The following is a 23,143-nucleotide window of genomic DNA, read 5'->3' on the forward strand; positions in this document are numbered from 1 at the left end:
GTTCCGGTTTCTGGCCGGGTTCCGCTGACCTTCTCTTCGCCGGAGGCTTCATGAACTACCTGCTGCGCAAGTTCGGTTTGCTGCTCTTTACCCTGTGGATTGCGGCGACCCTCAACTTCATTTTGCCGCGCCTGGTGCCGGGCGACCCGGTGGGCGCGATGATGGCCAAGTACCAGGGCCAGCTCACCCCGGCTGCCGCCGACGCCCTGCGGGTGGCCTACGGTCTCAACGATCAAGGCAGTATGAGTCACCAGTACTTCATTTATCTGGGCAAGTTGCTGCGCGGCGATTTCGGCCTCTCGATCAGCCAGTTTCCCACCCCGGTCATCGACGTGATCGCGCTGGCAGCACCCTGGACGATCGGTCTGATCGGCGTGACCACCATCATCTCGTTTCTGCTCGGGAGCGGGTTGGGCCTCTACAGCGCCTGGAAGCGCGGCAGCCCACTGGCCGACTGGATGCCGCCGGTGGCGCTGTTTCTCAACTCGATGCCCTACTTCTGGTTCGCGCTGCTGCTGCTCTACCTGTTCGCGCTCAAGTCCAGCGTGTTTCCGCTCAGCGGCAATCTCGATCCGTTTATCGGCGAGGCGTGGACCGCCAAATGGTGGAGTTCGATGCTGAGGCACGCCGCCCTGCCCGCGCTGACCATCATCGTGACGGCGGCGGGCGGCTGGCTGATCACCATGCGCAACAACGTGATGGGCGTGATGGGCGAGGACTACCTGGCCTTCGCCCGCGCCAAGGGGTTGAGCGAGGGCCGCATCGTCAACCGCTACGTGCTCAAGAATGCCCTGCTGCCCAGCCTGACCTCGTTCGGCATGGCGCTGGGCTTCGTGGTGGGCGGATCGATTCTGGTCGAGACGGTGTTTTCTTATCCGGGGTTGGGCTTTTACCTCTACAGCGCGGTGGCCGCCGTGGACTATCCGCTGATGCAGGCCATCTTCCTGATCATCGCCGCCGCCGTACTGATCGCCAATTTCATCGTGGACATGCTGTATGCCGTGCTCGACCCGCGCGTGAGGGACGGCAAGTGAACAGCAAGCAGCACAAAACCAATCGGCACGCCACCAATCAAGACAGGAGGACCGCACCATGACCGCCATCCCGATTGCCCGTCTGACCCCACTGGCCTGGCTGCGGGCCGGTCCGCTCGGCGTGATCTGGCGCTCGCCGCGCGCCACCACCGGGGCCGTCATCATCCTGCTGATCGCCGTGCTGGCGCTGCTCGCGCCGCTAATTTCCAGTTACGACCCCAGCAGCGGCGCCTTCACGCCGTGGATCAAGCCGGGTGTGGGGCACCTGCTCGGCACCACCGCGCTGGGCCAGGACATCTTCACCCAGATGCTCTACGGCGCGCGCCTGACCCTGCTCATCGGCATCGCCTCCGGCCTGATCTCCACCGCTATCGGCACGGCGCTGGGCCTGACCGCCGCGTACTACGGGGGCCGCACCGGAGAGGTCATCAACACCGTCACCAATATCTTTCTGGTGCTGCCGGGGCTGCCGCTGCTGATCATCGTCAGCGCTTTTCTGCGCGGCGGCGGCGTGTGGGCCATCATCCTGGTGATCTCATTGACCGGCTGGGCCTGGGGTGCGCGGGTGCTGAGGTCGCAGGCGCTAACCCTGCGTAACCGCGATTTTATTCACGCCGCCGTCTCCACCGGGGAAAGCCCGGCACGCATCATCTTCAAGGAAATGCTGCCGAACTTAGCAGGTATCATCGCCGCCAACTTCTTCGGCACCGCTCTCTACGCTGTGCTGTCCGAGGCGGCGCTGTCGTTTATCGGCATCGGTGACGTTTCGAAAGTCACCTGGGGCACCATGCTCTACTGGGCGCAGGCCAAGAACGCCCTGCTGCAAGGGGCGTGGTGGTGGGTGGGCGCGCCGGGTCTGGGCATCGCCGTTCTGGGCATGGCCTTCGCCTTCCTGAATTTCGGCGTCGATGAGATCAGCAACCCGCGCTCCAACCATGCGGGCAAGGCGACCAGGGTGCTGCGGCGCAAGTCGGTGCCGAAGGTGGTGGACGCCGCCGGGTTGCCGTTGATGTCCATCCAGCACCTCGACGCCGGGTACGTGACGCCTAGCGGCCCGGTGCGGGCGGTGCGCGACGTGTCGCTGGACGTGGCCCCTGGTGAGTTTCTGGGGCTGGCGGGCGAGTCGGGCTGCGGCAAGAGCACCCTGGCTTTCGCCGCCACCCGCCTGCTCGACGCACCCGGCGCGGTGTTCGGCGGCGAGGCACGGCTCGCGGGCCAGGACCTGCTCTCACTGACGCCTGAGGAGCTGCGCCGTACCCGCTGGAAGGACTACAGCCTGGTGTTTCAGGCGTCCATGAACATTCTCAACCCGGTCATCAAGGTGCGCGAGCAGGTCTACGACGCCATGCAGGCGCACGGCGTTCACGACAAGACCAAGCTGGAGGCCCGCGCCCGCGAGCTGTTCGAACTCGTTGGCATTCGCCCGGATTACTTGGACGCCTTCCCGCACCAGCTCTCCGGCGGCATGAAGCAGCGCGTCGTCATCGCCATCGCGCTGGCCCTGGAGCCCAAGCTGGTGGTCATGGACGAGCCGACCACCGCGCTCGACGTGGTCGTGCAGCGCCAGATTCTGCAGGAAATCGACCAGGTGCGCCGGCGGCTGGGCATCAGCATCATCTTCATCACCCACGACCTGAGCTTGTTGGTCGAGATGAGTGACCGCATCGCCATCATGTACGCGGGCGAGGTGGTGGAAGAAGCGCCGGCGCAGCAGATCTACACCGCGCCCAAGCACCCCTACACCCAGCGCCTGATGACCGCCTTCCCGCCGCTGTCGGGCGCACGCGAGCGGCGCGAGGGCATTCCGGGCCGCCCGCCCTCACTGGCCCAGGAGATTGTCGGCTGTCCCTTTTACGAGCGCTGCGCGGTGCATCTCCCCGGAACGTGCGACGTGAAAAAGCCCGCCAACGTGGAAGTTGAGCCGGGCCACCGGGTCGCCTGCTTCTTGCAGTCGCCCGCCGTCAAGCCCGCCGTGTATCAGGAGGAACATGACCTCGCCAGCGACTGACGCCACAGCCCGCTCTCCCCAGGCAACCAGTCTTCCGGCGCTGGAACTCGGCGGCCTCACCAAGGTGTTCGTGGTGGGGCGCGGCGGCAAGAAGGTCACGGCCGTCAACAATGTCTCACTGCACATCGGGCGCGGCGAGGTGCTGGCACTGGTGGGTGAATCCGGCTCGGGCAAGAGCACCATCGCCCGCCTCATTGCCCACCTGCACGAACCCAGCAGCGGCAGCATGAAGCTCAGCGGGCAGGTGGTGCCCAACAACCTGCGCGGCGCGGCGCTGACCAAGTTTCGCAAGCACGTCCAGATGATCTTTCAGGACCCCTACGGCAGTCTCAACGGGTTGAACACCATCGGCTACATCCTGTCGCGCCCGCTGGTCATTCACGGCATCGCCAGGGGCAAGGACATTCCGGCGCAGGTCAACACGCTGCTGGAGCGCGTGGGCCTCGCGCCCGGCGCGACCTGGGCAGCCAAGAAGCCGCACGAGCTGTCGGGCGGTCAGCGTCAGCGCGTGGTGATCGCCCGCGCGCTGGCGGCCCGGCCCGAACTGATTCTGGCCGACGAGCCGACCTCGGCGCTCGACGTGTCGATCCGGCTCGACATCATGAACCTGCTGCTCGACCTCAAGGACCAGGAGGGGCTGAGCATGCTGTTCATCACCCACGATCTGGCCGGAGCGCGCTACATGGCCGACCGGGTCTCGGTGATGTATACCGGCTACATCGTGGAAATTGGGCCGTCGGATCAGGTCATCGATGCGCCCCAGCACCCCTACACCCAGCTGCTCAGGAGTGCCGCACCCAAGCCTGACGAGGCCATGCGGCCCGAACGGGTGGAAGCGCGCGGCGAAGTGCCGGACCTCTCCAACCTGCCGCCCGGCTGCCCCTTCGAGCCGCGTTGCCCTCAGGCCCGCGCCGCCTGCCGCGAGGGATTGCCGAGAATGTACGACGTGGGGCCGGGGCATCAGGCCCGCTGCATCCTGCATGACCCGGCGCTGGCCCAGCAACCTCTGCTGCACCCCGAGCGCGCGCCCACCGTCTGAGGGTTCTGTATGCTCCGCATCCAGCCGTCTTTCCTGGCGGCTGAATTCATTTCACCGCTCCCGATTCATTCTCCGAGGCCATTCATGACCGGTACATCCACTGCTGTTTCCCAAACGCCCGACCTGGACACTCTTCTCGATCAGCTCACCTTAGAGGAGCAGATCAGCTTGCTGGCTGGTGCCGACTTCTGGCGCACCGTGCCCATTGAGCGGCTCAACATTCCCGCCCTGAAAGTCAGTGATGGACCCGCCGGAGCGCGGGGCGGCGGGGCACTGGTGGGCGGCACACCCACGGCGGCGTTTCCGGTGGGCATCGCGCTGGGCGCGAGCTGGAACGTGGAACTGCTGCGCGAGGTGGGCGCCGCGCTGGCCCTTGAGGCGCAGGACAAGGGCGCGGGCGTGCTGCTGGCCCCCACCATCAATCTGTTCCGGTCAACCCTGAATGGCCGCAACTTCGAGAGCTACGCCGAGGACCCTTACCTGACCGGCCAGCTGGCGAGCGCCTACGTGCGCGGTTTGCAATCGGCGGGCGTGGCGGCCACCGTCAAGCACTTCGTCGGCAACGAGTCCGAATACCAGCGCAACTCCATCAGCTCCGACATTCCCGAACGCGCGCTGCGCGAACTCTACCTGCGCCCCTTCGAGATGGTGGTCAAGGACGCCCGGCCCTGGGCCGTCATGAGCAGCTACAACAAGGTCAACGGTACCTACGTCAGTGAGTCTCCGCGCCTCCTGACCGACATTCTGCGCGGCGAGTGGGGCTTCGACGGCCTGATCATGTCCGACTGGGGCGGAACCTACAGCTCCGGTCAGTCGCTGCGTGCGGGCCTCGATCTGGAAATGCCGGGGCCGAGCCGCGCCCGCACGGATCTGCTGGAGGAAGCGCGGACTGATCCGGCCACCCGTCAGGCCGTGCGCGAGTCGGTAAAACGGCTGCTGCACCTCATCGAGCGCACCGGCACCTTCGCTCAGCCGCGCGACGTGTCGAACGCTGCCGAGAAGGGCGAGGAACATCCGGAGACCCGCGCCCTGATTCGCCGCGCCGGAGCCGAGGGTGCGGTCTTGCTGAAAAACGAGGGCGGTCTGTTGCCGCTGCCCGCGGGCGCAACCGTCGCCGTGATCGGCCCCAACGCCGCGCAGGGAAGGGTTATGGGCGGCGGCAGCGCCCAGATGCAGGCCCACCGTCAGGTGTCGCCGCTGGATGGCCTGCGTGCCGCGCTGGGCGCAGACCGGGTGACGTACGCGCTGGGCTGCCGCAACGACCGCTTCTTGCCCGCGCTGGACCTGCCGGTTCAGGTGGATTACCTCGGCCCGGAGAATCAGGTCATCGCCAGCGAGACGAGGCGGGGCAGCGAGGTGATGTGGATGTCGTTTCCGGAGGGTGTGGACGGCGACGACTTCCGCGCCCGCCTGAGCCTGACGCTGAACATCCCTGAGGACGGCGAGTATGAGCTGAGCCTCTACAGTGCGGGGCTGAGCCGCCTGACCGTGGACGGCGCAGCAGTGATCGACAACTGGACGAACTGGCAAGCGGGCAGCACCTACTTCGCTTTTGGCAGCGACGAGCTGCGGGCGTCCCGGCACCTGAAGGCCGGAGCGCACCAGGCGGTCATCGAGTTTGTGCCCAAGAGCGTGCGGGGCAGTGTGGCTCCCTTCAGCGCCGTACGGCTGGGTTTTCAGACGCCGCTGCCGGAGAGTGCTCTTGCCGACGCGGCCCGGCTGGCGGCGCAGGCCGACTACGCCGTCGTTTGCGTCGGTACCAGCGGCGAGTGGGAAACCGAGGGCGTCGACCGCTGGGGCCTCGATCTGCCGGGTCAGCAAGATGAACTGGTGAGTACGGTGCGGGCTGCCAACCCGCGCACCGTCGTGCTGCTCCAGACTGGCGGTCCGGTGCTGATGCCCTGGCTCGGCACCGTGTCTGCCGTCTTGCAAGGCTGGTTTCCCGGTCAGGAAGCCGGGCACGCGCTGGCCGACGTGCTGACCGGGCAGGCCGATCCCGGGGGCCGGTTGCCGCAGATCTTCCCCGCCCGCCTCTCCGATGATCCGACCCACCCCGAAACGCCCGACCTCCAGTATCCCGGCGAGAGCGGCCATGTGGCGTACACCGAAGGGCTGTTCATCGGCTACCGCCATGCGGACCGGGCGGGGCTGACGCCGCTGTTTCCCTTCGGGTTTGGCCTCAGCTACACGACCTTTGAACTCTCGGACGCCCGGCTCAGCGCCGCCGAGATTGAGCCGGACGACCACCTCGAAATCAGCTTGACGGTTCGCAACACGGGGAAGCGCGCCGGGTCGGCGGTGGTGCAGCTTTACGTCCGTGACCTGGAGAGCGAGCTGGAGCGCCCCGACAAGGAACTTAAGGGCTTTGCCAAGGTGGGGCTGGCGCCGGGTGAGGCGCGCAGGGTGACCCTGCCGCTCGACATGCGCTCGCTGGCTTATTTCGACGAGGCCCGCCGCGCCTGGGTGGCTGACGCGGGCGACTTCGAGGCGTGCCTGGGCCGCAGCAGTGCCGACCTGCCGATCAAGCTGGCGTTCCGGCTGAAGAGCGAGTGGAGCGCCGCCGGGGTCTGAGAGGGGGCGCCTTCAGGACTGCATTCCAGACTCCAGACTCCGGCTTGACTTTCCAGGACCGGTATTCTAGGCTGGCCTCACTTCCCTATGTAACGTTTTCAGCAGCATGGTCCGCTGGACCTCTTTGCGTTCTGCTCTCGTCATTTCGTCTTCTCCCGCGCTGAGGTGGGCCGATGCCCGAGTTCCGATGACCAGGTCCAAGCCGCTCGGTTCGCCCGCGCTGACCTCCCCGGCGGTCCCGCTGCGGGCCGCCGGCATCCGCGAGGTGGCCCGGCAGGCGGGGGTCTCGATTGCCACGGTGTCGCGGGCGCTGGGCGGCGGCGGCGCCGTCAGTCCGCAGACCCGTGAGCGGGTGCTGGAGCAGGCCACCGCGCTCGGTTACGAGCCGAGTCCGCTGGGACGCAATCTGGTGCGTGGGCGCAGCGATCTGCTGGGCCTGATCGTGCCGAACGTTTCGTTTCCGCTGTACGGCGAGATGATCCGCGCGGTGGAAGACGTGCTCAGCCGCCACGGCATGAGCATTCTGCTGGCCTCCAGCCACGACGATGCGGCCACCGAGCGCAGCGCGGCCCAGCACATCATGCGCCATGCCGTGGACGGCGGCATCGTCATCAATTCGCGTCTGGGCGCGGCCCTGCCGGTGCGGCAGCGGCTCGGCTGGGTACAAGTCGCGTCCGAGGTGCCGGGGTTGCCCAACCGGGTCGAACTCGACAACGAGGCCGGGGGCGATGTGGCCGCCCACGAGTTGCTGGCGACCCGTCGCCGCCGTCTGGCCTTCGTGGGCGCACCGGGCCGCGAGAGCCAGGAGCGCGAGCGCGGCTTTGCCCGCACCCTGGCGGCGGCGGGCCTGACCTACCGCCGCTTCGAGGGCGATTACTCCGAATTGTCGGGCCTGCAGGCGGGCGAGACGCTGTTCGCCGGGCCTGATGAATGGCCCGACGGCGTGTTCGCGGCGGGCGATTTGATGGCGGCGGGCGTCCTGCGCGCCCTGCACCAGCGTGGTCTCAAGGTGCCGCAGCAGGTCGCCGTCATCGGTTTTGACGACGCCGTGATCGCCTCGCTGCTCTACCCGCGTCTCACCAGTATCCGCCAGCCCGCTTACCCGATGGGTGTAGCGGCGGTCGAGCTGGCGCTGCGGCTCATCGGTGGCCAGAGCGCCGAGCCGGTGATGTTCACGCCCGAACTGGTGCGGCGCGAGTCCACCGGCCCGCCCGACTGACTCACGCCCGCTCTACGCGCAGTCCACTCTTCTCCCGGAGGATTTCCATGAACAGAAACATGAAAACGCTCGCCAAGTTCGCCCTGATCCTGACGGCTGCCCTGGGCAGCGCCGCCCACGCCCAGGACCCCAAGAGCACCTTCACGGTGGTGCGCAGCGACCAGTGGGGCGCGCAGAACTTCAACCCCTTCACGCCCGGCAGCCAGCACCTCCTGCCCACCAACTCGGCCATCTACGAGACGCTGTTTTTCGTCAACAGCATCAACGGCAAGGTGACTCCGGTGCTGGGCACCAAGTACGCCTGGAGCAGCGACAACAAGACGCTGACCGTGTCCACCCGTCCCGGCGTCAAGTGGTCGGACGGCAAGGCCTTCGATTCGAGCGACGTGGTCTTTACCTTCAACTACATCAAGAAGTACCCGGTGCTCGACCTCACCGGCATCTGGAAAAACGGCCTGGACAATGTGAAGGCCCCCAACGCCACCACGGTGGTCTTTACCTTCAACAAGCCCAACACGCCCACCTTTCCCTTCATCGCCAACACGCCCATCGTGCCAGAGCATCTGTGGGCCTCCCAGACCAGTCCGGCCACCTTTACCAATGCCAAGCCGGTGGGCACCGGGCCGTTCGTCTTCGACAGCTACAGCCAGCAAGCGCTGCGGGTGCTGAAAAACCCCAACTACTGGCTGCCGGGCCGCCCCTACGTGGACGCGGTGGTGTGGCTTTCGACCAACAGCAACGATGCCGCCCTCTTCAAGCTGATCAAGGGTGACGCCGACTACGGCTACGTGGGCATCTCCGACCCCATCGCCTACGTCAAGCAGAACAAGAACACCTCCTACTGGTGGCCCACCAACAACAGCAATTTCTTGTACTTCAACACCACCAAGGCCCCCTTCAACGACGTGGCCTTCCGGCGGGCCATCGCCGGAGCCATCGACACCAAGGAAGTGGCCCTGAAGGCCTATGCGGGCGCGGTTCCGGCGTCCGAACCCAGCGCCATCATTCCGGCGCAGCAGGCCAAGTGGATGCCGAGCACGGCCAAGAGCATGGAAGTCAAGTACGACCCGGCGGCCGCCGACGCGGCCCTCACGGCGGCGGGCTACAAGAAGAATGCCCAGGGCGTGCGCCTCGGCAAGGACGGCAAGGCGCTGCCCAACTACCGCATTCTGGTGGGCGCGGGCTGGACCGACTACATCACCATGGCGCAGGTCATTGGGGACAACCTCAAGAAGCTCGGCATCAACACCCAGATCGACCAGCAGCAGTGGGCGGGCTACTCGGGCAGCATGCAGTCGGCCACCTACGACATGGGCATCAGCTGGGGCTGGGGCAACGGCTCGACCCCCTATTACCTGTTCTACCAGTCGTTCGCCCCTGAGCTGAGTGCCCCGGCAGGCAAGACGGCGCCCAGCAATCTGTCGCGCTACACCAACCCGGCCATCACCCAGGCGCTGCAGACGTTCCGCTCGACCAGCGACGCTTCGGCCCAGAAAAAAGCCGTCACGACGATGGTCAACACCGTCCTCAAAGACATGCCCTGGGTGCCGCTGACCGACCGGGTGCAGTTTGCCCTCTTCAACACCAGCCGATTCACCGGCTTCCCCAGCGCCCAGAATCCCTACAACGACGCCAGCCCCGACGACGGCACCGGCGCACGGTTGATGTACCTCAACGTCAAGCCCAAGTAAACAACCTCCGAGAGAACCGCCCAGCCCTGCCCCGTGCGGGCGGGCGGTTCTTAGTGTTCCAGGTTGGGCCGAGTCCCACTCGCCCTGTGCAAAAATGTAACGTTTACATTCCTCCCTGCTTCTCTCCAAAGGACAGCTTCTATGGCCCAGGTCAAACTCGCTTACATCGGCGGCGGCAGCACCCGCGCGCCCGGTACCGTCGCCTCGTTCATCCGTCAGGCCGCTAATTTTGCGGGCTCGGAAATCGTGCTGCAAGATCTCGATCCGGAAAAGCTCGATCTGGTTTGCTGCCTCTCGCGCAAGATGGCCGAGGCGCAGGGAGCCGACCTCAAGATCACGGCCACCACCGACCGGCTGCGGGCGCTGGACGGCTGCGACGGCGTGCTGTCGAGCTACCGCCCCGGCGGCTTCGCGGCGCGCTACCAAGATGAGCGCATTCCGCTCTCGCACGGTGTGGTGGGGCAGGAAACCCAGGGCGCGGGCGGATTCTTCATGGCGCTGCGGGCCATTCACGTGGCGCGTGGGCTGGTGGCCGACATGGAACGGGTCTGCCCCGACGCCACGCTGTTCAATTATACCAACCCCGTCAACATCGTCGCCCAGGCCGTGGCCGACCACTCGCCCATCAAGGTGGTGTCGCTGTGCGAGGGGCCGATTGTCTTCCCGCGCGAGATCGCCGAACTCGCTGGACTCGATCCCAATAAGGTGAGTGCCGTGATGCTCGGCCTCAATCACGCCTGCTGGAGCGCCCAGGACGACAGCGGCGGAGCCACTTACGACGGCCAGCCGATCATTCCGATGCTGGCCCGGAAGCTCGAAGAGGGCATCGCCGACGACTGGGCACGGCGCTGGATCACGCTGGCGGTCCAGATGAACAGCCTGCCCGCCTCCTATATGAAGTACTACTACTTCGAGCGGGAGATGCTGACCGAGTTGCAGACCAAGCCGACCACCCGCGCCCAGGACATCCTGGCGGATGTGCCGAGTTACTGGCAGCACTACCGAGAACAGCTCGACGCCGCGAATCCAGTGCTGGAACCGGCCCTCTCGCGCGGCGGCATCTTCGAGCTGGAAGTGGCGGTGGACGTGATGGACGCCGTGTTCAACGACAAGAATGAGATCTGGCCGACCAACGTGGTCAATGCCGGGGCCATCCGCGACTTTCCCGACTCGCGGGTGGTGGAGGTGCCGTGTCTGGTCAATGCCCAGGGGGTGCGGCCCATCGCGGGTGACCGGGTCCCGCCGGGCGTGCGCGGTCTGCTCTCGGCGCTTGGCGAGTACCAGCAGCTCGCTGCCGATGCCGCCTGGGACGGCAACCGTCAGGACGCGGTGCGAGCACTCATCAGCAACCCGCTGGTGCGGACGCTGCCGCTGGCCCAGACGCTCTACGACGAGCTGGCGCAGGCCCACCGCGACCACCTGCCGGAGCGGCTGTGGTAGCGTCCGTCACACTCAACGTTCAACCGGATTCGCACTCGCTGGCGCGGGCCGCTGCCGATTTCATCTGCGCTCAGGTGGTGGCCAGGCCCGATTTGAGTATTCTGGTCGCCACCGGCAACACCCCGATGCCGACCTACAGCGAACTGGCGCGGCGGGCCCAAGCGGGCGAGGCCGACTTCAGCCGGGTCACGGCCGTGCAGCTCGACGAGTACCTGGGCGTGCCGGAAGACGACCCGCGCAGCTTGTGGGCCTGGATGAAGCGCTCCTTCGTGGAGCCGCTGGGTACCGGGCGCACCGTCAGGCTGGACGACCCGGCCCAGTTCGAGAGCGAGATCAGCGAACTCGGCGGCATCGATCTGGCGATTCTGGGACTGGGGCCGAACGGACACCTGGGCTTCAACGAGCCGCCCAGCCCGCCGGATGCGCCGACCCGCCGACTCGCCTTGATGCCCGCGAGCCTGGAGAGCAACCGCGCTTACTGGGGCGACTTGCCGGTACCGACGCAGGCGGTCACGGCGGGTATGAACGTCATTCTGGCCGCCCGGCAAACGCTGCTGTTGGTCAGCGGCGCGCACAAACGCACGGTGCTGCGGGCTGCGCTGGAGGAACCCGAGACGCCCGATCTGCCCGCCTCGCTGCTGCGCCGCACGGCCCCCACCGTGATTGCGGACGCGGCGGCCTGGACGTGACCGACCCGGCATCCACCCGCCCGACGCCGGAGCTAATTTCAGGGGGATTGGTGCTGGGTATTGACGCGGGCAACACCAAGACCATCGCCCTGATCGCCGACACGTCCGGCAGGGTGCTGGGCTCGGGCCGCGCCGGGCCGAGCAACATTTACGTGGAACCGGAGCGTGCCCTGAGCGCCCTGGAGAACGCGGTGGGGGCCGCCAGGGCCAGCGCCGGGCTGAACGACACCCCGCTGTCCGCCGTGACCCTCAGCGCTGCCGGGGCTGACTGGCCCGAGGATTTTCAGGTGCTGGAGGCTGCGCTGGGCCGCTGGCAGTGGGCCGCCCGCACCCAGGTCGTCAACGACGCGGTGGGGGCGTTGCGGGCCGGGTCGCTCGGCGGTCTGGGGGTGGCGGTGGTCTGCGGCACCAGTGCGGGCACTGCCGCCCGCAGCCCGGCGGGACGGCTGTGGCACAGCAGTTACTGGCAGGAACCCGAGGGCGCGGAAGACCTCGCCCGCCAGGCCCTGCGCGCCGTCTACCGCACCGAACTCGGCATCACGCCGCCCACCAGCCTGACAGCGCGCCTGCTGGCGCATTTCGGGTGCGCCAGCGTGGAGGCGCTGCTGCATGCCTTCACCGCCCGCGACCGGCCCGCCCCGGCCCACCTGGGCCGCCTGGCCCGGCTGCTGCTCGATGAAGCTGGTGCGGGCGACCCGGTCAGCATTCAACTCGTGCAGCGCCACGGCGAGGCGTTGGGCGACTACGCGCTGGCGGCGGCCCGGCAGGTCGGGCTGGACGACGGCTACCTGCTGGTCACCTCCGGCGGCGTGATGCGTCACCCCTCTCCCCTGCTGCGCCAATCGCTGCTGGCGCGCGTCCACCTTGTTCACCCGCGGGTCACCTGGCAGGCCAGCCGCCACGAGCCGGTGTTCGGGGCACTGCTGCTGGCGCTCGAACTGGCCGGGCAGATCATCGGTCCCCAGCAGTTTCAACGCTTAGAAGAAACCTGCCCGGACGAAGCCCTGTTTCTGACCTGAAGACGATCTCCTTATTCGTTCTCTGCCCCCCTCCAAAAGGATGCCTGCCTTGATACCGACCCCGCTGGACCGCCTGACGCTGAGTGCTCTCTACATCTACCCGATCAAATCGGCAGGCGGCGTCTCGCTGCCCGCCTCCGACCTGGGGCCGACGGGCCTCACCCATGACCGCCGCTGGATGGTCGTGGACGCGGCAGGGCGGCCCGTGACCCAGCGCGAGCAGCCCCGCCTGAAGGTGGTGGAGGTGACACTGGGCATGGACAGCTTGCAAGTCAATGCGCCGCAGATGCCTGCCCTTCAGGTGCCGTTCGCGCCGCAGGGCGAGGCGCGGGCTGTGGACATGTGGGGTCAGCCGCTGCGCGGCGTCTGCGTGGAGGCAGCGGCGAACTGGTTCAGCACCTTTCTGGACGGCGACTTCGGTCTGGTCTGGATGCCGGCGGACGTGGAGCGCTTTCAGCCGGACGGACGCCCCTACCGCTCGCAGATCAGCTTCGTGGACGGCAATCCCTTTCATCTGATCACCGAGGCGTCGCTGGCCGACATCGATGCCCAGGTCAGCCGAGAGGTCGGCGCTGCCGAGATGCGGCCCAATCTGGTCATCAGCGGCGGCAGGGCCTACCAGGAGGATTTTTGGCGGCGCATCCGGGTGGGCGAGGTGGCCTTCGAGGTGGTCGAGAGCTGCGCGCGCTGCGCCGTCATCAACGTGACGGCTTCGGGGGAGCGCAGCGCCGAGCCGCTACGGACCCTGGCCCGCACCCGGCTGCGTAACCAGGCGGTGCCGTTTGGACAGCATCTGGTGCAGGACGCCCCGCCTGCCCAGCGCTTCGGGCATCTGCGGGTCGGTGACGTGCTGGAGGTGCTGGAAGTCGGCTCCACGCCCACCCCGATGTACGAATAAGCGAGATTCGTCCGGCTGTTTACCCCGCGCCGTCCGGCACCCTGGCCTCCTCGAAGGTCAGCATCTCGCGCAGCGTGGCCGCCGCCTTCAGCATCGGCGCGGCTAGTACGCTCCCGCTGCCCTCGCCCAGCTGCGAACAGAAAGCCGCGCAGATTGGGGGCGAGGGCCACACCACCAGCGCCGCCGATCCCGCCACGAAGCCGTCCACGATCACGGCTCGGCGCAGCGCCGCCGCCTGAAGCATCATGCCCAGCATGGCCGCGATCTCGTAGCTGCCCAGACCGGCCAGCGCGCCCAGCGGGTCGCTGACAACCTAGGCTTTGTGAATCAGACCAGCGTCGTCGATGCCGGTGCCGCGCCCGGTGACCTGCGCGGCCTCCAGACCGAGCAGCCGGGCAGTGAGGGGGCTGGCCGCCGTGGTGTTGGCGCTGCCCATCTCGCCGGGAAGCAGGTGGTCGGCCCCGGCGTCAATGGCCCGGCGGGCGGCAGCTGCGTCTGCCAAAATCAACTCGGCGGTTTCCTCCCGCGTCATAGCGCTCTCGGGCCGTAACTTACGGCTGCCGAGTCTGACGGCGGCGCGGATCAGGGCCGGATGGTCGGGCAATTCGGCGGCCACGCTCACGTCCATCACGTACACCCGCGCGCCAACGCTGCGGGTCAGGGCATTGGCGGCGCCGCCGGGTCCGGCAGGCGTGGACAGCAGGAAATTGCCGACCATCGCGGCCGTGACCGCCTGTGGAAAGGCGCTGACGCCCTCGGCGGCCACCCCGTGATCGCTCGCCGTCACGATGACGGCCACGCCCTGCGGATCGGGCCTGGGCGTGCCGAAGATGCCAGAGAGCCGCACCGAGAAGGCTTCGAGGTGGCCCAGCGCGCCGGGCGGTTTGGTGAGCCGGGCCTGGCGTTGGCTGGTGGCCGGGGAGCGGTTCATAGGCACCAGCAGCCTCAGCCGCGCCGCCACCGGGGTGACGAGCAGCGGCTAGGCGTTGTGCAGCTCCTGCAGCAACGAGAAGCGAATCAGCAGGGCGGTGACGCCGCTGGCCAGTCCCAAAGCGTCCACGTGAATCTCGCCCAGAATCTTCAGGCTCTCGGCGGTCGACTTCATGACGAACAGGGCGTCGGTGGTGTTCACCAGACCGTCGGAATGCAGCATCCCATCCCGGTAACGGCCAGCCAAGTGTCCACTCCCAGTGCCGCTCCCATGTCGGACGGCAGGTGCAGCCAATGCCCCAGCAGCCCCACTCGCGCCACCACCCCGCCCACCGCGTGGCCTGCCAGCGGATAAAAGCCGCTGGCCCGCGTGAATCCGCCTTCACGGACCTCTCCGATGTGTGGCAGCGGTAGGGTGGTCAGGGAGGTGAGCGCCAGATGGGCTGCCCGCCCGAGGTCTCTGCTCAGCAAGTGGGGATGTCCAGCCTCAAGTTCAGGGTCAAGGTTGGGCGCTCATCCGTTCCAGGTACTGTGTGAGCGCCTCGTCCACCACGTCCTTGATCTTGCGGCCCGCCATGCCCGCATACGCCTTGACCCGCCGCTTGGTCTGCGTCCGCACCTCGGTGCCCAGGGCCTCCCAGGGTTCCTCGGCAGGCGGTTCGGGCAAGACAGAGATTTCTAGCCTCCTAGTTTCCTCAATTTCTCGCTTATTGTTTTCCTCGAAAACTTGATTCGTTACGTCACCGAGTCGGCCCAGCGCGCTGAATTTCCCCTTCGCGGTATTAGTCAAGCTGCAACACCTCCTGACCCATCAGTTCGTAGTCCATTGCCACCAGCTTGGCGTAGCGGTCGGCCTTCACGTCACGCACGTACACGCCCTCGTCAGCGGCCTTGCCGATGGCGGCGGCGCGGCGGATCATGGTCTCGAATACCGGAATACCCTGCTCCTTGAGGGCATATTTCAGGTTGGCTCCGTCGAGGCTCGGTGCACTGGGCACATCGGTGATCAGGACACGGTAGTTGTGGACCTGCTGCTCGATCAGCGGCTCGAGTGTACGCACCAGCCCCTTGCTGCTGACGCCCTCGGGCTTGCACGGCACGATCAGCAGGCGGCTTTGCTCGGCGAGCTGTACCAAGGCGTCGCGGTCCTCGCCGCCTTTGGTATCGAGAACGACATAGGTGTAGGGCGCGACCAACGAGGCGTCGTTCTCAAAGTCCTCGTAGGCGTGGGCGTCGAAGCGCCAACCACCGTACCCACTCTGGCCGCCGAACCAGTCGAGAGCGCTGCGGAGTTCCTCGTCGGCGTCGAGCAGAACCGTCGGCCCGCGTTTGCCGAGGTATTGGGCCAGATGCAGGGCGGTAGTGGTCTTGCCGACCCCTCCCTTCTTGGCGGCGATCGTAAAGACGTGTGGCATTCCGACAGCATAGCAAGAAACCTGGAAAGATAGGCAGAAAGCGAGTTTCCCATCTTCCTAGAAGTCGAATTCATTCTCTAAATTTCTAAGTCGCAAGAAAAATATTTTTCTAGATTCTAAGAAAATTGATTTTCTACCCGTGTTGATAACACTCGTAAGAGTCTGACACGTTATCAGCTGGAAACAACGAAGATAGGGAAATAGAAATCTGCATATCTAGTCTTCTCATAATCTAGAAAAATTTTTACCTCGACAGCTGGATATTGAGAAAACTTTAAAGGGATAAAAATAATTCCTGATTTAACCTATTTCCTAGAAAAATTATTTTCTAGCTTTCTAGCAAGTTCCAAGACCGGTCGGAGCGGACTGAACTTTCCAGTGAGGCAATGCGTACCTTTGTGTAGGAGGCTTCTCATGACGACACGTCAATTGTTCGCGGCCCTGCTGCTGGCCACACTGGGGCTGGGCGCCCAGGCCAGCGCGGTGGGAGTGGGGCAGACGCCACCGAAGCTCCAAGGCGGTCCCTGGCTCAACACGCCGACGCCGGGTGGCTACAGCTTGGAGGGCCTGCATGGTCAGGTGGTGCTGGTCAATTTCTGGGTCTACTCGTGCATCAACTGCCACAACAGTCTGCCGACCCTCAGCGACTGGTACGGTAGATACCATTCGAAGGGCCTGGAAATCGTCGGTATTCACACGCCCGAGTTCGAGTCCGACAAGCCACTGCAAAACGTCAAAGACGCGCTGCTTCAGGACAAAGTCGTCTGGCCGGTGATACAGGACAATAACATGACGAACTGGCGGGCCTGGGACAACCATTACTGGCCCGCCTTCTACCTGATCGATCGTCAAGGCAAACTGCGGGCGGTGTACAGTGGCGAGATCTCCAGCCGCTACCCGCAGGCGATTCCGAAACTGGAAGCGACCATCAAGGCGCTGCTGGCCGAGAAGTGAGACGGACTGTGCTCAATTCCGAACCCTCCGGGCAAGTGCTGGATGGTTCTAGAGACCGTCTCAAACGGACGCGTCTCGGCACGCCACGCCTCTCCTGCGGAGCTTTGCACGTCCTGTATAGGTCCTGTCCACTTGTCGGAGTTCACTGGTGCGATCAATGGGTTCAAGCGAAGTCCGTATGAAAAGCGGGTTCAGTGCTCTGACGGGCCTCGCATTTCTGGTGGGCGGGGTCCGGGCGGTGGAGTCCGGCACCGCCTTACCTGTGACCATCCTGAAGGTGGAATTCAAGGCGGTGCCGGGCCTGATCTACAACAGACTGGGCGATTCGGTGCTCAATGTGAGCAGTCCGGCGGGTACCCAGAGTGTCAAGCTGAGCGGCACCCCCTATCCAGCAGACCGGCAGTACTGGGCGCAGCTCGTTCCGGTGCGACTCAAGCTCTCCCTGCCCACCGGGTCCTACAGCGTGATGCTGAGGGCCAAACTCTTCGTCTGCGACAAACGCAGGGGCCTGTGCAGCGTGCAGACGCGCGAGCAGCGCTTTCAGGTGAGTGCAGGCCGAGTCAACCGGGTCACACTGACTGCTCCGACGCTGCCCCTGAACCCCTGAGTCGAACAGACTGCACTCCGTTGTGCCCGCCAAGTGCCATCTTCTTCTGCCCACTTTCTTTGAGGTGACCTGAGATGAACAAAATCTTGCTGTCCTCCCTGATCCTGATAGCCGCTGCCGTCCCCGCCGCGCCGGCTGCGGCTGTCAAACCCAGCGGGTATGAGCCCTACACCCAGGCCGCCTTCGACGCCGCCGCAGGCCAGCAGCGTGTGCTGTTCTTCCACGCGACCTGGTGTCCCAACTGCAAGGCGGCCAACGCCGACATCACGGCCAACCTGGCCACGCTGCCCAAAAACATCGTGATCTTCAAGACCGACTACGACAGGGAAGTGGCGCTCAAGAAGAAGTACGGCATCACTGCCCAGCACACCTTCGTTCTGGTGAACGCGCAAGGCAACGCCGTTCGTAAGTGGGCCGGGGGCGGCCTCAAGCAGATCGTCGCCAACGTGACCAAAGCCAGCGAGTAAATGCTGCTGCTGCTGCTCGCCTTTCTGGGCGGTGTGCTGACGGTGGCCTCGCCCTGCGTGCTGCCGGTGCTGCCAGTGCTGCTCTCCGGCGCGGTGGGTGGGCGGGCGCGGCCCGGTGGGATCATCCTCGGCTTCATCGGCAGCTTCGTGCTGATCACGCTGTTTCTGGCGAGCGTCGTGGGGGCGCTGAATCTCAGCCCCGACGCGCTGCGCTGGGTGGCAGTAGCGCTGCTGTTCGTGTTTGGCCTGACGCTGGCCGTGCCCGCCGTACAGCGGCGCTTCGAGCTGCTGGCCGCCCACGCCGTGCCGCAGCGCCGGGGCACCCCGAGTGATGGCTTTCTCGGTGGGCTGATGGTTGGCGCGACCCTGGGGCTGGTCTGGACCCCCTGCGTCGGCCCGATTCTGGCGAGTGTGACGACCCTGGCCCTCAGCAACGCGGTGAGCGCTTTTGCTGCACTGGTCACGCTGGCCTACGCGCTGGGCGTGGCTGTGCCGATGCTGGCGATCATGCGCGGCGGACGTGCACTGCTGACCCGAATTCCAGCGCTGATGAACAACCTCTCCGGCATTCAGCGGGCCTTTGGGGCAGTGCTGGCCCTGTTCGCGGTGGGGATGGCGTTCGGGTTGGACAGAGCTGCTCAGACCTTCATTGTGGACCGGGTGCCGTATGTCCAGAACCTGACCTTTCTGGAGAATTCAGCCAAAGTGCAGCAGCAGCTCGACAAAGACCTGTCCCAGTGATTACGGACGCCGACTTGAACTGTCTCAGAGAACCGACGAATTCCGACCAAGCGGGCAGGCGTCCTCAAGGGCGTCCGCTGCGCCCAAGAAGCGCGCAGGCCCCGTACAGGTGCCGCTCATGACAAAATACAGAAAGGTCAGAGCGCTTTCCCGGATGTTGCGGAATGGAGCGAAATCCGTGACCGACTTTGACAGTCGGATACGCTTAGTCAGCGTGGGCACCGGCTAAAACAGTCAGAAGGATCGATGACTAAGTGTGCTTTGGCCCAGTCATCCGTTTGGGAAACTGCTTTAAGCGCTGACCTCAAGCCGCACCTAATAGTGATCGGTGGGAAAACCGTCGATCACTATTAGGTGCGGTCCGAGCTGTGTTTTTGCACCGTCTTGGCCGATACGGATTGCGTTCAAGTCCGAAACATCCGGGAAAGCGCTCTGACCTTTCTGCATCTCGTCGTGAACGGATCGTGGGCGTGAGGAGTGCCCGGATGGTGCGTGTCTGAGTTGCGGGGGGAGACAGGACGGTACGGGGTCGAATCGGTCCGAACGCAATCAGCGCAGCAATGACAGTGGCGGTAGGCCGCAACTTGGCCCTCTGCCAATACGGCAGGCGGTTGGTCGGGCCGGTCGGATCAAGCTGGGCGGCAGGATGCCGTCTGAAACACTGAATCTCAAGGGGTCCGGCATGGAACGCAGACTGACTTTCGCGGGACGCTTATTCCAGCTCCTCGATCACCGACGGCCCGAAGTAGCGCAGAAGACTAGCCCCGGCCCGCTGGTAGGCAGTCAGGGCGGCGCTATACACGGGACTCTGATGCGGAAGCTGTGTTGCCACCAGGAAGAGACCTGCCGCCACCGCTTCCTCGTACTGGCGCAGTTCCTCACGCTCGTCGGTCAGGAACTGGGTCCAGCGGACAAAATGGCCCAGCAGCCCATGGCGGCTGCCGTCGTCGTCCAGCCAGCGCAGGCCCGCGTTGCCGCATAGCACGCCCAGATCGCCCTCCTGAAGCTTCAGGGCCAGCAGGTCATTCAGTAAGCCCTGCACGGTGTCCGCGCCGTCAACCATACCGACGAGCCGGTTGCTGGGATAGAACGCGAAATGCTCACGGTTGAACTTGACGGTCATCAGTCTTCCCCCTGGGGGCCTGCCAGAAAGAGCAGGCTTGTGACAGGTTCACCCTGAATTCAAACCCGGAGACAGGTTCACGTCCTGCCCCCGGCGTGAAGTCCGGCTTAGCCCTGCGCTGTGGAGGTGGCCGGACGCCAGTAGTGGTTCGCGGCGGCGATGGTGGCGAATTCCAGTGCCACGGTGTGGGTGATGGCGATCAGGTCGGCGGCGTTGGTGGAGTAGCCGGGCCGGAGCAGCTCACGCACCTTCGTGTCCGGCTGGGTGAACTTGATGACCAGTTGGGCCATGCGGACGGCCAGCAGACGGCCCTCGTCAGGGGTGGCGGTGATCAGGCTGTTGCCGGGAATAAGTTGGGGGGCGGCGGGCACAACTGCGGCGTCGGGCTGGGTATGTTCGGCAGTGGTCATGGTGGATGCTCCTGTGGGCAGTAGGGGAGGGGCGAGAGGGGCGGGAACCTATTTTCCGCTGGCGACACCGACGGCCGCTGCCTCGATCACATCCGCGACGTCCTGGGGATGCGAGATGTAGGTGGCGTGGCTGCCCTTGATCTCGGTGACCACCGACTTGGCGCGGGCGTACATGGTCCGCTGGATGGACGGATTGATGCTCTTGTCGTCGCTGCTCAGCACGGCCCAACTGGGTTTGGTGTTCCAGGCGGCCTGCGTGAGCGGCGCACCCAGCGCCTTGATGGACACCGGAATCTGCGAGGCCGCGAGAAAGGCCGCCTGCTCGCCGCTCAGGTCGGCCGCGAAGCCCGCGTGGAACTTGGCCGCGTCGTAGGACGAGAACCCGGCGGCGTCCGGTGGCAGGATGCCGTTTTCCGGAGCGGGCGGCTCGGAGACGGCCCACTTCAGGGCCGACTCGCCCACATCGGGCTGGAAGGCCGAGACGTAGACCAGTCCCGCGACGTTGGGAGCTGTCCCTGCCTGGGTGATGACGGCCCCGCCGTAGGAATGGCCCACCAGAATCACCGGGCCGTCCTGCTGCGCCAGGGCACGGTTCACGGCGGCCACGTCGTCGTCGAGTGAGGTCAGCGGATTTTGTACCACGGTCACGTGGTAGCCATCTGCGCTGAGGATACGGTAGACCCCGGCCCAGCCGGAGGCGTCGGCATAGGCGCCGTGAACCAGCACGACGTTCTTGATTGTTCCGGCAGGGGCGGCCAGTGCAGAGGACAGCAGGGCGATCAGGGTCAGGGCGGCCAGAGGAGAGCAGTTCATGGGAAACCTCCTGAGAAGACAAGTGGGTCTTTGGGCTGGGCGTGCTGAAGATCAATGTGCCTGCGCGGCCTCAACTGCCCTGGCCTCCGGACCCAGCCCCTGTTCCGAGAGCCAGGTCAACACGCGTTCGGCCACATCCTGCCAGCCGTGATCGATAACCAGTGCATGTCCGCGTCCCTGAAACGTCTCCAGATTCGTCACCGCCAGCGAGTCGCGGTAAAGCCGGAAAGCCGCCCGCGTCGCCACGTCCGGCGCGGTGTGGTCGGCGGTGCCGGAAATCAGCAGCAGCGGTCCACGCGCGTCGTTGTGGGTGTTGACCTTCGATTCGGCGTGCGGGTTGAAGTTGGCGACGGCCACCTCGAACAGCGGGCGGGCTGGAGAGGGAATCGTCCAGCGGTCGAACAGGGCATCGGATTCGCTCTGCTCCAGCGCGTTGCCGAAGCTGAACTTGAATTCCTTGCCCGTCAGCGCCACCGCCCGCGAGATGTTGGCGGGATTGCCCAGGGCAGGCAACCCGGAGCGCAACTCGGCCAGCGGCAGCGGTAGCACGCCCCTGAGTAGGGGACAGTTTGGGTGGGATAAAAGGCTAGAGCAACTCTGGGATGGTGTTTCTGTCGATGAAAACACGCCCGAGCTGCTCGCCTCATTCTACGGTTCTCGCCCACCTCGCCAAGTACCCCTGGGGCTTACGTGCCCCGAGTCTGACGCTCTTGGCAGCCTTGATCCTCGCGCTGGTGCAGCGCGAGGACGTCCGGCTCACCAAGTTGGCTGCCCACCTGCCTGGGAAGGCTCTCCACAGCAGCAAGGTGAAGCAATTGCACCGCTTTTTCAAGAACATCCGGTTGTCCGAGGACGTGCTCGCGCGGTTCGTCCTGATCTTTGCCGATCCCATGGAGCGCCTTTGGCTGGTCATTGACCGGACGAACTGGCGTTTGGGCAAGATCGAAATCAACATCCTGCTCGTCGCCGTGATCCTCAATGGACAGGCCCTGCCGTTGATGTGGACGCTGCTCCCCCATGGGGGGAGCAGCAGTTCAACCGTCCGCAATGCGCTGATGGAGCGCGTGTTGCAGGTGCTGCCGGCGAAGCGGATCGCGGGACTCCTGGGAGACCGCGAATTCATTGGAAAGAAGTGGTTCAGCAGCCTCAACAAGGCAAAGGTGGCGCCGTGCATTCGTCTGAAGGGCAACACCAAGGTGGGCGGGATGCCCGTTTGGGCGCTGTTCAAGGGCATTCCTGCAGGGGGGGTCTTCTGGTGGTACCGACCGCTGATGGTGTACGGCGTCCCGCTTCGCGTGTGCGCCGTGCGGGATACGCACGGCCATGTGCTGTACGTCGCGACCCTGGAGCACGGCCGACACGCGCTGGAAACGTATTCCAAGCGGTGGAGTATTGAGTGCCTCTTCAAGCACTGGAAAGGGTCGGGCTTTGATCTGGAAGCCACGCATTTGAGCCACCCTGAACGGTTAAGCACCCTTCTCGCCCTCGCCACGCTGACCTCTGTGTGGGCCTGGAGGGTCGGAGAAGCTGAACACGAGCGAGCACCGATCCCGGTGCTCGCTCACGGACGCCTGGCCCTCTCGGTCGTGCGGTATGGGCTGAATACCTTGAAATCAGCGCTCATCAATTTGCTGTGGACACCATCTGAGATGTTGTTTGTCCAACACTTTCTTACCTGTGCCAGCAAACTGTCCCCTACTTAGAGCACGCCCTTGATCTGGGCCGGGTCAATCGCGACGCCCGCGATGCCCACGTCCTCACCCAGCAGCTTCTCGGCGATCAACCCGCCGAACGAGTGCCCGATCAGGATGGGCTTGGACGGCAATGAAGCAGCCACCTCTCGGAAATGCTCCACCACCGTTTTCAGGTTCTGGTTGGCGACCCGCTCGGGCTGCGCCCTGGCCTCCTCGACGGTGCTGGGTTCGTCGGGCCAGCCGGGGGCGACAGGTTCGTAGCCACGTGACCGGAAGAGGTCCACCCAGGGCTGCCAACTGCTGCGGTGCAGCCACAAGCCGTGAATAAAAAGAACGGGCGTTCTGAATGCGGTCATATGAGCCTCCTGGCGGAGTGGAACT

24 protein-coding genes and 1 pseudogene are annotated in these 23,143 nt (G+C 65.3%); 15 read left to right on the forward strand and 10 right to left on the reverse strand.

All coding sequences use genetic code 11. The annotated features are described in order from the left end of the window. Positions 1–50 precede the first annotated feature (50 nt). From GUI70_RS03495 to GUI70_RS03540, 10 genes are all read left to right on the forward strand, one after another. Positions 51–1,034: an ABC transporter permease gene (locus tag GUI70_RS03495; protein ID WP_161880920.1), complete on the forward strand. Its 984-nt coding sequence runs from the start codon at positions 51–53 to the stop codon at positions 1,032–1,034. Between the two features lie 58 nt (positions 1,035–1,092). Then, positions 1,093–3,042, forward strand: a complete 1,950-nt coding sequence (locus GUI70_RS03500) for a dipeptide/oligopeptide/nickel ABC transporter permease/ATP-binding protein (RefSeq protein ID WP_161880921.1) — start codon at positions 1,093–1,095, stop codon at positions 3,040–3,042. Then, a complete protein-coding gene (locus GUI70_RS03505) occupies positions 3,023–4,081 on the forward strand; it encodes an ABC transporter ATP-binding protein (protein ID WP_161880922.1) in 1,059 nt (352 codons plus the stop codon). The genes GUI70_RS03500 and GUI70_RS03505 overlap by 20 nt, the downstream gene beginning before the upstream one ends. Positions 4,082–4,165: 84 nt before the next feature. Further along, on the forward strand, positions 4,166–6,652 hold the full coding sequence (locus GUI70_RS03510) for a glycoside hydrolase family 3 C-terminal domain-containing protein (RefSeq protein ID WP_161880923.1): 2,487 nt from the start codon (positions 4,166–4,168) through the stop codon (positions 6,650–6,652). Between the two features lie 187 nt (positions 6,653–6,839). Then, positions 6,840–7,871 carry a LacI family DNA-binding transcriptional regulator gene (locus tag GUI70_RS03515; RefSeq protein ID WP_161880924.1) on the forward strand — a complete coding sequence of 344 codons (1,032 nt, stop codon included), beginning with the start codon at positions 6,840–6,842 and terminating at the stop codon, positions 7,869–7,871. Positions 7,872–7,918: 47 nt separating this feature from the next. Beyond that, positions 7,919–9,562, forward strand: coding sequence for an ABC transporter substrate-binding protein (locus GUI70_RS03520; protein WP_161880925.1), 1,644 nt, complete (start codon positions 7,919–7,921; stop codon positions 9,560–9,562). Positions 9,563–9,703: 141 nt separating this feature from the next. Further along, a complete protein-coding gene (locus tag GUI70_RS03525; RefSeq protein WP_161880926.1) occupies positions 9,704–11,002 on the forward strand; it encodes a family 4 glycosyl hydrolase in 1,299 nt (432 codons plus the stop codon). Continuing rightward, complete coding sequence (locus GUI70_RS03530) at positions 10,996–11,691, forward strand: glucosamine-6-phosphate deaminase (RefSeq protein ID WP_161880927.1); 696 nt, start codon at positions 10,996–10,998, stop codon at positions 11,689–11,691. The genes GUI70_RS03525 and GUI70_RS03530 overlap by 7 nt, the downstream gene beginning before the upstream one ends. Then, a complete protein-coding gene (locus GUI70_RS03535; protein WP_237724673.1) occupies positions 11,688–12,710 on the forward strand; it encodes an N-acetylglucosamine kinase in 1,023 nt (340 codons plus the stop codon). Before GUI70_RS03530 ends, GUI70_RS03535 begins: the two co-directional genes overlap by 4 nt. 49 nt (positions 12,711–12,759) lie before the next feature. Further along, positions 12,760–13,608 (forward strand): MOSC domain-containing protein, encoded by an 849-nt coding sequence (locus GUI70_RS03540; protein WP_161880928.1) that lies wholly within the window; start codon positions 12,760–12,762, stop codon positions 13,606–13,608. Positions 13,609–13,627: 19 nt separating this feature from the next. Here GUI70_RS03540 and GUI70_RS23930 read toward each other — a convergent pair. The 5 genes and pseudogenes from GUI70_RS23930 to GUI70_RS03560 form a co-directional block, all read right to left on the reverse strand. Further along, positions 13,628–14,539 (reverse strand): annotated as a pseudogene (locus tag GUI70_RS23930) (nicotinate-nucleotide--dimethylbenzimidazole phosphoribosyltransferase). Between the two features lie 48 nt (positions 14,540–14,587). Further along, positions 14,588–14,761 (reverse strand): adenosylcobinamide-GDP ribazoletransferase, encoded by a 174-nt coding sequence (locus GUI70_RS24205; RefSeq protein WP_237724674.1) that lies wholly within the window; start codon positions 14,759–14,761, stop codon positions 14,588–14,590. Next, positions 14,737–15,009, reverse strand: a complete 273-nt coding sequence (locus GUI70_RS24210; RefSeq protein ID WP_237724675.1) for an adenosylcobinamide-GDP ribazoletransferase — start codon at positions 15,007–15,009, stop codon at positions 14,737–14,739. The genes GUI70_RS24205 and GUI70_RS24210 overlap by 25 nt, the downstream gene beginning before the upstream one ends. A 28-nt stretch (positions 15,010–15,037) precedes the next feature. After that, complete coding sequence (locus GUI70_RS03555; protein ID WP_161880930.1) at positions 15,038–15,205, reverse strand: hypothetical protein; 168 nt, start codon at positions 15,203–15,205, stop codon at positions 15,038–15,040. Positions 15,206–15,320: 115 nt separating this feature from the next. Then, positions 15,321–15,953 (reverse strand): ParA family protein, encoded by a 633-nt coding sequence (locus GUI70_RS03560; protein ID WP_161880931.1) that lies wholly within the window; start codon positions 15,951–15,953, stop codon positions 15,321–15,323. 414 nt (positions 15,954–16,367) lie between these two features. On the opposite strand from GUI70_RS03560, the gene GUI70_RS03565 reads away from it, so the two are divergent. The 4 genes from GUI70_RS03565 to GUI70_RS03580 all read left to right on the forward strand — a co-directional run bounded on the left by GUI70_RS03565 (position 16,368) and on the right by GUI70_RS03580 (position 18,722). After that, positions 16,368–16,907: a redoxin domain-containing protein gene (locus tag GUI70_RS03565; protein ID WP_161880932.1), complete on the forward strand. Its 540-nt coding sequence runs from the start codon at positions 16,368–16,370 to the stop codon at positions 16,905–16,907. Between the two features lie 178 nt (positions 16,908–17,085). Continuing rightward, positions 17,086–17,514, forward strand: coding sequence for a hypothetical protein (locus tag GUI70_RS03570; RefSeq protein WP_161880933.1), 429 nt, complete (start codon positions 17,086–17,088; stop codon positions 17,512–17,514). Between the two features lie 74 nt (positions 17,515–17,588). After that, positions 17,589–17,981 carry a thioredoxin family protein gene (locus tag GUI70_RS03575; RefSeq protein ID WP_161880934.1) on the forward strand — a complete coding sequence of 131 codons (393 nt, stop codon included), beginning with the start codon at positions 17,589–17,591 and terminating at the stop codon, positions 17,979–17,981. After that, on the forward strand, positions 17,982–18,722 hold the full coding sequence (locus tag GUI70_RS03580; RefSeq protein WP_161880935.1) for a cytochrome c biogenesis CcdA family protein: 741 nt from the start codon (positions 17,982–17,984) through the stop codon (positions 18,720–18,722). Between the two features lie 712 nt (positions 18,723–19,434). Here GUI70_RS03580 and GUI70_RS03585 read toward each other — a convergent pair. The 4 genes from GUI70_RS03585 to GUI70_RS03600 form a co-directional block, all read right to left on the reverse strand. Next, complete coding sequence (locus GUI70_RS03585) at positions 19,435–19,845, reverse strand: hypothetical protein (RefSeq protein WP_161880936.1); 411 nt, start codon at positions 19,843–19,845, stop codon at positions 19,435–19,437. 107 nt (positions 19,846–19,952) lie between these two features. Next, positions 19,953–20,255 carry a hexameric tyrosine-coordinated heme protein gene (locus tag GUI70_RS03590; RefSeq protein WP_161880937.1) on the reverse strand — a complete coding sequence of 101 codons (303 nt, stop codon included), beginning with the start codon at positions 20,253–20,255 and terminating at the stop codon, positions 19,953–19,955. A gap of 48 nt (positions 20,256–20,303) precedes the next feature. Next, the gene (locus GUI70_RS03595; protein WP_161880938.1) at positions 20,304–21,068 is read right to left on the reverse strand and encodes an alpha/beta fold hydrolase; all 765 of its coding nucleotides are present in this window, start codon (positions 21,066–21,068) and stop codon (positions 20,304–20,306) included. Positions 21,069–21,119: 51 nt separating this feature from the next. Further along, positions 21,120–21,617: an alpha/beta fold hydrolase gene (locus GUI70_RS03600; RefSeq protein ID WP_161880939.1), complete on the reverse strand. Its 498-nt coding sequence runs from the start codon at positions 21,615–21,617 to the stop codon at positions 21,120–21,122. A 170-nt stretch (positions 21,618–21,787) separates the two neighbouring features. Here GUI70_RS03600 and GUI70_RS03605 point away from each other — a divergent pair, with 170 nt between their 5' ends. Next, positions 21,788–22,771: an IS4 family transposase gene (locus GUI70_RS03605; protein WP_161880940.1), complete on the forward strand. Its 984-nt coding sequence runs from the start codon at positions 21,788–21,790 to the stop codon at positions 22,769–22,771. Here GUI70_RS03605 and GUI70_RS03610 read toward each other — a convergent pair. Continuing rightward, the gene (locus GUI70_RS03610) at positions 22,768–23,118 is read right to left on the reverse strand and encodes an esterase/lipase family protein (protein WP_161880941.1); all 351 of its coding nucleotides are present in this window, start codon (positions 23,116–23,118) and stop codon (positions 22,768–22,770) included. The two genes, GUI70_RS03605 and GUI70_RS03610, sit on opposite strands and share 4 nt — an antisense overlap. Between the last annotated feature and the right edge of the window lie 25 nt (positions 23,119–23,143).

The sequence above is a fragment of the Deinococcus alpinitundrae genome, assembly GCF_009982895.1.
GTDB classification, from domain to species: Bacteria; Deinococcota; Deinococci; order Deinococcales; family Deinococcaceae; genus Deinococcus; species Deinococcus alpinitundrae.